The sequence below is a fragment of the Kitasatospora sp. NPDC088134 genome (assembly GCF_044741705.1).
Lineage (GTDB): Bacteria > Actinomycetota > Actinomycetes > Streptomycetales > Streptomycetaceae > Kitasatospora.
The window spans coordinates 1-11,443 of the sequence record NZ_JBIUTD010000035.1; the positions used below are offsets into that span (position 1 = coordinate 1).

9 protein-coding genes are annotated in these 11,443 nt (G+C 70.9%); all 9 read right to left on the reverse strand.

The window, feature by feature from the left end; genetic code table 11:
- Positions 1 to 305: 305 nt before the first annotated feature.
- The 9 genes from ACIOHG_RS34175 to eccD all read right to left on the reverse strand — a co-directional run bounded on the left by ACIOHG_RS34175 (position 306) and on the right by eccD (position 11,339).
- The gene (locus ACIOHG_RS34175) at positions 306 to 1,991 is read right to left on the reverse strand and encodes a ribonuclease J (RefSeq protein ID WP_400956533.1); all 1,686 of its coding nucleotides are present in this window, start codon (positions 1,989 to 1,991) and stop codon (positions 306 to 308) included.
- Between the two features lie 171 nt (positions 1,992 to 2,162).
- Entirely contained in the window at positions 2,163 to 3,062 is a 900-nt protein-coding gene (gene dapA, locus ACIOHG_RS34180; RefSeq protein WP_400956536.1) for a 4-hydroxy-tetrahydrodipicolinate synthase, read from the reverse strand.
- 303 nt (positions 3,063 to 3,365) lie between these two features.
- Positions 3,366 to 4,151, reverse strand: coding sequence for an FAD-dependent thymidylate synthase (thyX, locus tag ACIOHG_RS34185; RefSeq protein ID WP_400956539.1), 786 nt, complete (start codon positions 4,149 to 4,151; stop codon positions 3,366 to 3,368).
- Positions 4,152 to 4,192: 41 nt separating this feature from the next.
- Positions 4,193 to 4,651 carry a hypothetical protein gene (locus ACIOHG_RS34190; protein WP_400956542.1) on the reverse strand — a complete coding sequence of 153 codons (459 nt, stop codon included), beginning with the start codon at positions 4,649 to 4,651 and terminating at the stop codon, positions 4,193 to 4,195.
- 1 nt (position 4,652) lies between these two features.
- Complete coding sequence (gene dapB, locus ACIOHG_RS34195; RefSeq protein ID WP_400956545.1) at positions 4,653 to 5,399, reverse strand: 4-hydroxy-tetrahydrodipicolinate reductase; 747 nt, start codon at positions 5,397 to 5,399, stop codon at positions 4,653 to 4,655.
- Between the two features lie 24 nt (positions 5,400 to 5,423).
- Entirely contained in the window at positions 5,424 to 6,779 is a 1,356-nt protein-coding gene (locus ACIOHG_RS34200; RefSeq protein WP_400956548.1) for a M16 family metallopeptidase, read from the reverse strand.
- Between the two features lie 103 nt (positions 6,780 to 6,882).
- Positions 6,883 to 9,093 (reverse strand): polyribonucleotide nucleotidyltransferase, encoded by a 2,211-nt coding sequence (locus ACIOHG_RS34205; RefSeq protein WP_400956551.1) that lies wholly within the window; start codon positions 9,091 to 9,093, stop codon positions 6,883 to 6,885.
- 372 nt (positions 9,094 to 9,465) lie between these two features.
- Complete coding sequence (gene rpsO, locus ACIOHG_RS34210) at positions 9,466 to 9,756, reverse strand: 30S ribosomal protein S15 (RefSeq protein WP_400718681.1); 291 nt, start codon at positions 9,754 to 9,756, stop codon at positions 9,466 to 9,468.
- A gap of 119 nt (positions 9,757 to 9,875) precedes the next feature.
- Positions 9,876 to 11,339 carry a type VII secretion integral membrane protein EccD gene (gene eccD, locus ACIOHG_RS34215; protein ID WP_400956554.1) on the reverse strand — a complete coding sequence of 488 codons (1,464 nt, stop codon included), beginning with the start codon at positions 11,337 to 11,339 and terminating at the stop codon, positions 9,876 to 9,878.
- Positions 11,340 to 11,443 lie beyond the last annotated feature (104 nt).

The following is an 11,443-nucleotide window of genomic DNA, read 5'->3' on the forward strand; positions in this document are numbered from 1 at the left end:
GCTGTTGAGTTCTCAAGGAACGGACGCTTCCTTCGGACCGCATTCCTGCGGACCCTCCGGGCGCTTCGTTCTTTCGTGTTTCCAGCTTATCAGATGTTTTCCGCTCCGCTTTCCGGAGTTTCTGTTTGCCATCCGATTTGGCTTTCGCCTTTCGGCGCTCCCGAACTCTACCAGAGTTTCTCGGCCTGTTTTCCCCGCCCCGACTCGAACGAATTCGATTTACGGGGCGAAGCCGCACGACCGTGGGGCAACTCGGAGAACGTTACGCACCGAGCTGCCCCAGGTCAAATCGGGTGTGCGGCCGGTCAGACCTCGACGACGACCGGGAGGATCATCGGGCGGCGGCGGTAGTTGTCCGCGACCCACTTGCCGACGGTGCGGCGGACCAGCTGCTGCACCTGGCGGACGTCCAGGACGCCTTCGCCGGCGGAGCGGGCGAGGGCTTCGGCCAGCTTTCCGGAGATGGACCCGAAGGCCGCGTCGTCGATGCCGGAGCCGCGGGCCTGGAAGGTCGGGCCGCTGACGATCTTGCCGTTGGTGGAGTCGACCACCACGAAGACCGAGATGAAGCCCTCTTCGCCGAGGATGCGGCGGTCCTTGAGGGAGGACTCGGTGATGTCGCCGACGGAGGAGCCGTCCACGTAGACGTAGCCGGCCTGGACCTTGCCGACGATCCGGGCGACGCCCTTCTCCAGGTCGACGCAGACGCCGTCCTCGGCGATGACCACGCGGTTGCGCGGGATGCCGGTGGCGATGCCGAGGTCGGCGGCGGCGCGCAGGTGGCGCCATTCGCCGTGGACCGGCATCAGGTTCTTGGGCTTGCAGATGTTGAAGAAGTACAGGAGCTCGCCGGCCGAGGCGTGGCCGGAGACGTGCACCTTGGCGTTGCCCTTGTGGACGACCTTGGCGCCCCAGCGGGTGAGGCCGTTGATGACGCGGTAGACGGCGTTCTCGTTGCCGGGGATCAGCGAGGAGGCGAGGACGACGGTGTCGCCCTCGACGATGCGGATCTGGTGGTCGCGGTTGGCCATCCGGGAGAGCGCGGCCATCGGCTCGCCCTGGGAGCCGGTGCAGATCAGCACCACCTCCTTGTCGGGCAGGTCGTCGAGGGTCTTGACGTCGACGACCAGGTTGCCGGGGACCTTCAGGTAGCCGAGGTCGCGGGCGATGCCCATGTTGCGGACCATCGAGCGGCCGACGAAGGCGACCTTGCGCTTGTACTCGTGCGCGGCGTCCAGCACCTGCTGGATGCGGTGCACGTGGCTGGCGAAGGAGGCGACGATGATGCGCTTGTCCGCGTTGGCGAAGACGTTGCGCAGGGCCGCGGAGATGTCGCGCTCGTGCGGGATGAAGCCGGGGACCTCGGCGTTGGTGGAGTCCACCAGGAGGAGGTCGATGCCCTCCTCGGCCAGCTTGGCGAAGGCGGGGAGGTCGGTGAGCCGGCCGTCCAGCGGGAGCTGGTCCATCTTGAAGTCGCCGGTGGCGACGACCATGCCCGCGGGGGTGCGGACGGCGACCGCGAGGGCGTCCGGGATGGAGTGGTTGACCGCGATGAACTGGCAGTCGAAGGGGCCGATCCGCTCGCGGTCGCCCTCCACGACCTCCAGGACGTAGGGGTGGATGCGGTGCTCGGCGAGCTTGGCCTCGATCAGGGCGAGGGTGAGCTTGGAGCCGATCAGCGGGATGTCCGGGTTCTCCCGCAGGAGGTAGGGGACGGCGCCGATGTGGTCCTCGTGGCCGTGCGTCAGGATGATGCCGTCGACTTTGTCGAGGCGGTCCCGGATGTAGCTGAAGTCGGGGAGGATCAGGTCGATGCCGGGCTGCTCGTCCTCGGGGAAGAGCACGCCGCAGTCGACGATCAGGATGCGGTCGCCGTACTCCAGCACGGTCATGTTGCGGCCGATCTCACCGAGACCGCCGAGCGGGGTGATGCGGAGGGCGCCCTCCTTGAGAGCGGGGGGAGCGCCGAGTTCGGGGTGCGGGTGGCTCAAAAGACTCTCCTCACGACGCACGCCACATGGCCGGAGGGTTCCTCCTCCGGTGACATATGGCGCGCGTCCATCGTGGTTACCTACTGCCGTGTACCGCGCGCCTTCGGTCCCGGTCCAGCGGCGGACCCGGTCGGGTCCGGCGAGCCGGGGGCGCGCACGTCTGCGTGTTGTCTACAGGTGTACCCCGCCGGCGGCGAGATCCTCCCTCAAGCGGGCGATCTCCGCGTCCGTGGCGGGGACCAGGGGGAGGCGGAGCGGGCCCGCCGGGTGTCCCTGCAGGTTCAGCGCCGCCTTGGAGAGGATCACTCCCTGGGTGCGGAACATACCGGCGTAGACCGGCAGCAGGGACTGGTGGACGGCGAGCGCCTTGGCGGTGTCGCCGGCCGTGAAGGCCTCGATCATGGTGCGCATCCCGGCGGCGGCGACGTGGCCGACCACGCTGACCACGCCGACGGCTCCGACCGAGAGCAGCGGCAGGGTCAGCACGTCGTCGCCGGAGTACCAGGCGAGGCCGGAGCGGGCGATGGCGTGCGCGGCCGCCGCCACGTCGCCGCGGGCGTCCTTGTTGGCGACGATCCGGGGGTGCTCGCCGAGCCGGACCAGGGTGTCGAGTTCGAGCGCGACGCCGGACCGGCCGGGGATGTCGTACAGCATGACCGGCAGGTCGGTGGCGTCGGCGACGGCGACGGTGTGCCGGTACAGGCCCTCCTGCGGGGGCTTGCTGTAGTACGGGGTGACGGCGAGCAGGCCGTGCGCTCCGGCGGCCTGGGCCTGGCGGGCGAGTTCGACGCTGTGGTGGGTGTCGTTGGTGCCGACGCCGGTGACGACGTGGGCGCGGTCCCCGACCGCCTCGATCACGGCCCGGACCAGCTGGGCCTTCTCCGCGTCGGTGGTGGTGGGCGACTCGCCGGTGGTGCCGTTGAGCACCAGGCCGTCGTTGCCGGAGTCCACCAGGTGGGCGGCGAGGCGCTGGGCGCCGTCGAGGTCGAGCGCGCCCTCGGGGGTGAAGGGGGTGACCATCGCGGTCAGGACCCGGCCGAAGGGCGTCTGCGGTGTGGAGGTCGGAGCCATGGGTCCAAAGCTACTCGTAGGGCGGTGGTCGACAGCGACGCAGGTCCAGGGTTTGGACAGTTCGGACCGCCGGGACCGGGGCCGGACATGGGATTCCGGTGCTGCGCGCTCGGGGGTTCACGCAGCACCGGAATCCGTGTCCTGAGCGTATGGAGCGGCCGAGAAAGCCGCAATCCAGACATGCCGGGCGGTCCGGCCATCTGCTCGTCGGCGCAGGTCAGCGGGCGCCGGGACGGCCGCGGCGGCGGGCCGCACGGGTGAGGCCCGGCAGGCCCGCCGTCCGACGGGGCGTCAGACCTTGCGTCAGACCTTGCGCCAGCCCGGGACCCAGGCGCCGTCCTCGACGGTGTAGTCGCCGAACAGCGCCGGGGCCTCCTTGACCATCAGCTCGCCGATCAGGCCGAACAGCAGCCGGATCTCCTCCTCGGCGCCCGGCGCGGTGCGGTTCTCGATCACGTGCCGCAGGGTGCGGACGTTCGCCGTCCAGACCAGGCCGGTCGCCAGGCCCTCGGGGGCGAAGCGGCGCATGAAGGAGGTCTTCTCCTTCTTCTCGTGGAAGGGGACGCCCTCCTCGTCCAGCCCGAAGTGCCCGGCCATCCAGTGCTGGAAGCCCTCGATCTCCTTCATCAGGCCGGTGGCCCGGGCCATCAGCTCCGCGTCCTGCTTCGCCCACTCGGGGAACCAGAACGGGATGTCGTCGAGGCGGACGAAGCGCAGCGACTCCTGGGAGACCGCGACGCCGGCCCGGTGCCGGACCAGCTCGTGGGTGACCACCCGGCTGACGTTGTGCAGGACGAAGGTGAAGGAGACGTGCTCCAGCACCGAGCCGTGCGCGCTGGCCAGGATGTTCTTCAGGTAGGCGTCCTGGTCGGTGCGGACCTTGGTGACGTTCGGGTTGAGGCCGGGCTTCCAGGAGCGATAGCAGATCCGGCCGGCGAACTCGGCGAGGTTCTGGGCGTCGTCCAGGTCGCCCCGGTCGACCCGCTCCAGCCAGCTCTCGCCGCCGACGTCCTGCAGGTACGCGGCGACCTCGTCGTAGTCGAGCTCGGGGCGGGCGATGAGGTGGACCTGGGGTTCGACTGCGCGCATGGGAGAACGTCCTGGGGGTTTGGGAGGAGATCCGGGCCAGTTTACGGGCGGGCGGCTGGAGTCCCGGCATCGTGCAGCTTGATGGCGTGCTGCATGGCCTTGCGGGCCCGCGGCACGTCGCCGGCGTCGGCGTAGGCCACCGCCAGGCGGAAGAAGTTCCGCCAGTCGGTGGGGTCGGTCTCGGCCTCGGCCTTGCGGCGGGCGAACACCGCGTCGGCGGAGGCCCGGTCGATCCGGCCGCCGCTGGTGCGCCGCAGCTCGTCGACCGGCAGGCCGCCCTCGGCCTCCAGTTCGCGGCCGAGCCGCTCGCTGTCCCGGCCGAAGCGGACGGTCTGGCGCAGGAACCAGAGGCCGATCAGCGGAATGACGAAGGCGCAGGCGCCGATGCCGATGCCGAGCGGCTTGCCGGTGGCGACCAGTTGGACGCCTTCCAGCACGCAGATCAGCGAGACCAGCAGCAGGACGGCGGAGAGGACGAAGAAGCCGGTGCGGGAGGTCATGTCACAGGTCCAGGAAGTGTTCCAGGCCGAAGGTGAGGCCCGGGTGGTCGGCGATCTTCCGCACGCCGAGCAGGATGCCGGGCATGAAGCTGCTGTGGTGCATCGAGTCGTGCCGGATCGTCAGGGTCTCGCCGGTGTCGCCGAACATCACCTGCTGGTGGGCCAGCAGGCCGCGCAGCCGCACCGCGTGCACGGGGACGCCGTCCACGTCGGCGCCGCGGGCGCCGGGCAGGCCGTGGGTGGTGGGGTCGTGCTGCGGGGGCAGCCCGGCCTCGGCGCGGGCGGCGGCGATCAGCTGGGCGGTGCGGGTGGCGGTGCCGGAGGGGGCGTCGGCCTTGTTGTCGTGGTGCAGCTCGATCACCTCGACGGACTCGAAGTACCGGGCGGCGGTCTGGGCGAACTTCATGCCGAGGATCGCGCCGATCGAGAAGTTCGGGGCGATCAGCAGGCCGACGCCCGGGTTCGCGGCGAGCAGGCCCTCGACCTCGCGGAGCCGGTCCTCGTTCCAGCCGGTGGTGCCGGTGACCACGTGGATGCCGTGCTTCAGGCAGTGCTCGAGGTTGCCCATCACCGCGTCGGGGTGGGTGAGTTCGACGGCGACGTCGACCCGGGCCTCGGTGAGTTCGGTCAGGTCGGAGCCGCGGCCGAGGGCGGCCACCAGCTCCAGGTCGTCGGCAGCCTCGACGGCCTTGACGGCCTCGGAGCCGATCCGGCCCCGGGCGCCGATCACGGCGACGCGCAGCGTCATGTCAGTTCTCCTCTCGGCCGGTCGTCAGACCAGCAGGTCGGCGAGCCTGGCGGCCCGCCGGTCGGTGATCGGGCCGATCAGGGCAAGCGAGGGCCGGTGCGCGCCCAGCACGTCGCGGGCGACGGCGTGCACGTCGTCCAGGGTCACCCCGGCGATCCTGGTGAGCATCTCGTCCACCGACAGGTGGTGCCCGTAGGAGAGTTCGGCCTTGCCGATCCGGTTCATCAGCGAGCCGGTGTCCTCCATGCCGAGCACGGTGGAGCCGGAGATCTGGCCGATCGCGCGGCGCAGTTCCTCCTCGGTGATGCCTTCCTCGACGACCTTGGCGAGTTCGGTGCGGCAGATCTTCAGCACTTCCTCGACCCGCTTGGGCTGGCAGCCGGCGTAGATGCCGAACAGGCCGGTGTCGGCGTACGAGGAGGAGTAGGAGTACACCGAGTAGGCGAGGCCGCGCTTCTCCCGGACCTCCTGGAACAGCCGGGAGCTCATGCCGCCGCCGAGGGCGGCGTTGAGCACGCCGAGGGCCCAGCGGCGCTCGTCGTGGCGCGGCACGCCGGGGACGCCGAGGACCAGGTGGGCCTGCTCGGTGGGGCGGTTGAGGACGGCGGCCCGGCCGGCGGTGCGGACCGCCTTGACGCCGCGGCGGACCTCGGCGGGGTGGCCCTTGGACTTGGCCAGGACGGGCGCGAAGGCCTGCTCGACCAGCTTGACCACCTTGGTGTGGTCGAGGTTGCCGGCCGCGGCGACCACCAGGTTCTCCGGCTTGTAGCGGCGCTGGTAGAAGCCGGCGATCTGCTCGCGGGTGAGCGCGCCGACGGTCTCCTGGGTGCCCAGGATGGGGCGGCCGAGCGGGGTCTTCCCGAAGATCACCTCGGCGAACAGGTCGTGCACCACGTCGCCCGGGTCGTCCTCGGCCATCGCCATCTCCTCGAGGATGACGCCGCGTTCGGACTCGACGTCCTCGGGGCGGATCAGCGAGCCGGTCAGCATGTCGCAGACCACGTCGATGGCGAGCGGCAGGTCGGTGTCCAGGACCCGCGCGTAGTAGCAGGTGTTCTCCTTGGCGGTGAAGGCGTTCATCTCGCCGCCGACCGCGTCCAGCGCGGCGGAGATCTCCAGCGCGTCGCGCCGGGCGGTGCCCTTGAAGAGCAGGTGCTCCAGGTAGTGGGTGGCCCCGTTGAGGACCGGGGTCTCGTCGCGGGAGCCGACGCCGACCCAGATGCCGAAGGTGGCGCTGCGCACCGTCGGGAGGGTCTCGGTGACGACCCGCAGGCCGCCGGGCAGGACCGTGCGGCGGACGGTGCCCGCGCCGCCTTCGCCGCCCTTGAGCAGGGTCCGGGTGGTACCGGGGCGCTGCTTCGCCGCCGAGGCCTGGGCCACGGGTGTTCCTTCCAGCTACCGCTCCACTGTGTGAGCGTCGTGAACAGGGTGCGGCCCGCACGCGCCGGGTGGGGCGTGCGGGCCGCGGGGTGCTAACGGGGTGTCACTCGGAGGCGGCGGCCTCGCCGCCCTCCTCGCCCTCGACGACCGGGATCAGCGAGAGCTTGCCGCGCGGGTCGATCTCGGCGATCTCGACCTGCACCTTGGAGCCGATGGCGAGGACGTCCTCGACGTTCTCGACGCGCTTGCCGCCGGCCAGCTTGCGGATCTGCGAGATGTGCAGCAGGCCGTCCTTGCCCGGCATGAGCGAGACGAAGGCGCCGAAGGTGGTGGTCTTCACCACGGTGCCCAGGTAGCGCTCGCCGACCTCCGGCATGGTCGGGTTGGCGATCTGGTTGATCGTCGAGCGCGCGGCCTCGGCGGCCGAGCCGACGGAGGCACCGATGTAGATGGTGCCGTCGTCCTCGATGGTGATCTCGGCGCCGGTGTCCTCCTGGATCTGGTTGATCATCTTGCCCTTGGGGCCGATGACCTCGCCGATCTTGTCCACCGGGATCTTGATGGTGATGATCCGCGGGGCGTTCGGGGACATCTCGTCCGGGGCGTCGATCGCCTCGTTCATCACGTCGAGGATGTGCAGGCGGGCGTCCTTGGCCTGCTTCAGCGCGGCGGCCAGCACGGAGGCGGGGATGCCGTCGAGCTTGGTGTCGAGCTGCAGGGCGGTGATGAAGTCGCGGGTACCGGCGACCTTGAAGTCCATGTCGCCGTACGCGTCCTCGGCGCCGAGGATGTCGGTGAGCGTCACGTAGTGGGTCTCGCCGTCGATCTCCTGGGAGATCAGGCCCATGGCGATGCCGGCGACGGGGGCCTTCAGCGGCACACCGGCGTTCAGCAGCGACATGGTGGAGGCGCAGACCGAGCCCATCGAGGTGGAGCCGTTGGAGCCGAGCGCCTCGGAGACCTGGCGGATCGCGTAGGGGAACTCCTCGCGGGTCGGCAGGACCGGGAGGATGGCCCGCTCGGCGAGGGCGCCGTGGCCGATCTCGCGGCGCTTCGGGGAGCCGACGCGGCCGGTCTCGCCGACCGAGTACGGCGGGAAGTTGTAGTTGTGCATGTAGCGGCGACGGGTCTCCGGGGAGAGCGTGTCGAGCTGCTGCTCCATGCGCAGCATGTTCAGCGTGGTGACGCCCAGGATCTGGGTCTCGCCGCGCTCGAACAGGGCCGAGCCGTGCACCCGCGGGATGGCCTCGACCTCGGCGGCCAGGGTGCGGATGTCGGTGACGCCGCGGCCGTCGATGCGGACCTTGTCCTTGATGACACGCTCGCGGACGATCTTCTTGGTCAGCGCGTTGTAGGCGGCGCTGATCTCCTTCTCGCGGCCCTCGAACTGCGGGAGCAGCTTGTCGGCGGCGACGCCCTTGATCCGGTCCAGCTCGTTCTGGCGCTCCTGCTTGCCGGCGATGGTGAGCGCCTTGGCGAGCTCGTCCTTGACGGCGGAGGTCAGCGCGGCCAGCACGTCGTCCTGGTACTCCAGGAAGCGCGGGAACTCGCCGGTCGGCTTGGCGGCCTGCTTGGCGAGCTGGACCTGGGCGGCGCACAGCACCTTGATGAACGGCTTGGCGGCCTCCAGGCCGGCCGCGACGACCTCCTCGGTCGGCGCCTCGGCGCCGCCCTCGACCAGGCTGATCGTCTTGGTGGTGGCCTCGGCCTCGACCATCATGATCGCCACATCGCCGTCGGGCAGCGCCCGGCCGGCCACGACCATGTCGAAGACGGCTTCCTCGAGCTCGCTGTGGGTCGGGAACGCCACCCACTGGCCCTTGATCAGCGCGACGCGGACGCCGCCGATCGGGCCGGAGAACGGCAGGCCGGCCAGCTGGGTCGAGGCGGAGGCCGCGTTGATGGCCACCACGTCGTACAGGTGGTCGGGGTTGAGCGCCATGACGGTGACGACGACCTGGATCTCGTTGCGCAGGCCCTTGGCGAAGGACGGGCGCAGCGGGCGGTCGATCAGGCGGCAGGTGAGGATCGCGTCCTCGGACGGCCGACCCTCACGGCGGAAGAACGAGCCGGGGATCCGGCCCGCGGCGTACATGCGCTCCTCGACGTCCACCGTGAGGGGGAAGAAGTCGAAGTGCTCCTTGGGCTGCTTCGAGGCGCTGGTGGCCGACAGCACCATGGTGTCGTCGTCCAGGTAGGCGACGGCGGAGCCGGCGGCCTGACGGGCCAGCCGACCGGTCTCGAAGCGGATGGTGCGGGTACCGAAGCTGCCGTTGTCGATGACGGCCTCGGCGTAGAAAACGTTCTCTTCCACCTGGAAGATCTCCTCTTTCGTACGTCTCCCGGGAGCGTCCCTGCGCTTGCCTGCCGTGGCCCGGGCAGCTGGGCCGGTCTTCGATCGAAGCCACCGGGGCGACCCCTTCGGGGGTCCCGGCGGCCACTACCGAGGACCGGCGCCTTTCGGCGCGCGGCGGTCGGCGTCTGGACGCTCCTGCGGGGTTGCGGGCGGCTTCCGTTTGAAGCCTGGTTCGGCCCGCTGGGGCGGACATGCCCCCCACCTTACAAATTCACACCCTACCGAGCGCGGCTTTGCGCGGACGGGTTCCCCGCGGGGTGCGGTCGCGGGTGGCGCGGAATGCGCCGAGGGGCGGCTCCCCGGTGCGGGGAGCCGCCCCTGCGAGCGGTGTCAGCGGGCGCGACCGGCGGCACCGCGGCGGATGCCGAGGCGGTCCACCAGGGTGCGGAAGCGCTCGATGTCCTTCTTGGCCAGGTACTGCAGCAGGCGGCGGCGCTGGCCGACCAGGATGAGCAGGCCACGGCGCGAGTGGTGGTCGTGCTTGTGGAACTTGAGGTGCTCGGTCAGGTCCGAGATCCGGCGGGAGAGCATGGCGACCTGGACCTCGGGAGAGCCGGTGTCGCCCTCCTTCTGGCCGTACTCGGCGATGATCTGCTTCTTGACGTCGGCGGCGAGGGCCACTGGCATCTCCTTGGGTGTGGGCCGAGCGATCCTGGTCGGAAGCACAGGGTCTGACAAGACTCGGACGGATCAACGATACCAGCGCGGCCCACCGGGCCGCGCCGGACTTTCCCGCGGGGTCAGCCGGTGGCGCCGCGGATGATGTTGTAGACGTTGAGGACGGCCAGCGCCAGCGGCACCAGGGCGATCAGCATCAGGCTGTCGACCATGTCCAGGATGCGGCCCCAGAACGGGGAGACCCCGGAGCGCGGGACGATCAGCGCGATCGCGGTCATCACCGCGGCGCCCGCGGCGATGGACGCGGCCAGCCAGACGGTGCGCAGGTCGCCGCTGCCGCCGCCGGTGAGCCGGGCGAGCGCCAGGTGCAGCGGGGTGTGCAGGGCGAGGCCGAGGATCAGCAGCGACAGCCCGGCCAGGCCGGCGATGGTGAGCGAGAAGACCTGGGCGGTGTAGCGGAACAGCCGGGCCCGCAGCATGGTCGAGATGCCGAGGACCAGGGCGAGCAGCTCGGCCCAGCTGCGGTCGCTGAAGCCGAGCACGGCGCTGGCGCCGACGATGGTGGCGGCGGCGCCGCCGACCAGGCCGACCAGCACCTCGTGGCCGCGGCGGGCCTGGGCGGCGATCCGCTCGTACTGGACGGTCTCGGTGCTGCCGGACTCCTCGCCGTAGGCGGTGCCGCGGGTGCGGGTCTGGCCGGGGGCGCTGAAGCCGACGGGCAGCCGGGCGAAGCGGGCCGAGAGGGCGGGCAGGAAGCCGATCGCGGCGACCGCGGCGACGCCGGTGACGGCGGCGATGTCGGTGATCGCGGTGCCGGACATCAGCACCGCGGCGAAGGTGGCGAGGGTGCCGGCGGCGGCCAGGAAGGCGGCGGCGACGAACACCGAGTCCTTCTCCGGCAGCAGGCCGACCAGCAGCACCGAGACCACCAGGACGGCGACGCAGCCGACCAGGAACTGGATGCGGCCGGGGCCGTCGCCGGCGTTCGGCACGTCGAGCGCGCCGGAGCCGGCCAGCATGGCGTGCGGCAGCGCGCCGAGGCCGAGGGCGAGCCCGGCCCCGTGGTCGTCGTAGACCCGGGCCCGGACCGCGGCGAAGGTCACCAGGGCGACGGCGGTGACGCCGGCCAGGATGCCCGGCAGGCCGAACATGTTGTGGTGCAGGTCGGAGAACCAGAGCGCGAAGGCCAGCAGGCAGAGCAGCACCGTGCCGGCGATCAGGCCGAAGGCCCGCATCAGGTCGGGGCTCCAGAACCGCCGGTCGGCCGCGACCGCAGAGGCGATGGCGTCGGCGACGTCGTCGTAGACGGCCGGCGGCAGCGACTCCGCGAACGGGCGCAGGCTCAGCAGGTCGCCGTCGCGGACCTGTTGGGCGGCGAGCGGCAGCCCGCTGTCGAGCACGGTGCCGTCCCGTCGGACCAGGTGGAACCCGGTGGGGGTCCCGTCTACCTGGGTCTGTCCGGAGAGCCTCAGCACCTCCGGGTAGATGTCCGCGAGCGGGACGTCCTCCGGCAGGGCTACGTCGATCCGGCTGTCCGGTGCCACCACGGTGACCCGGCAGAAACCGGTCGTTGCGTTGTTGCTCACCGGCCCTCTCCCCCTCGTTGGCTGTGTCGGCAAGTCTGCTGGCCATCCGTCGAGCGGTACCGGAACTGTCACGGTCCGAGCGAGAGTTGGCGCGGCGACACCCT

Coding starts and splice junctions, on each gene's coding strand:
- ACIOHG_RS34190 (WP_400956542.1), bottom strand. CDS start 4,651: ATGACCTCCCGCACCGGCTTCTTCGTCCTCTCCGCCGTCCTGCTGCTG.
- dapB (WP_400956545.1), bottom strand. CDS start 5,399: ATGACGCTGCGCGTCGCCGTGATCGGCGCCCGGGGCCGGATCGGCTCC.
- dapA (WP_400956536.1), bottom strand. CDS start 3,062: ATGGCTCCGACCTCCACACCGCAGACGCCCTTCGGCCGGGTCCTGACC.
- thyX (WP_400956539.1), bottom strand. CDS start 4,151: ATGCGCGCAGTCGAACCCCAGGTCCACCTCATCGCCCGCCCCGAGCTC.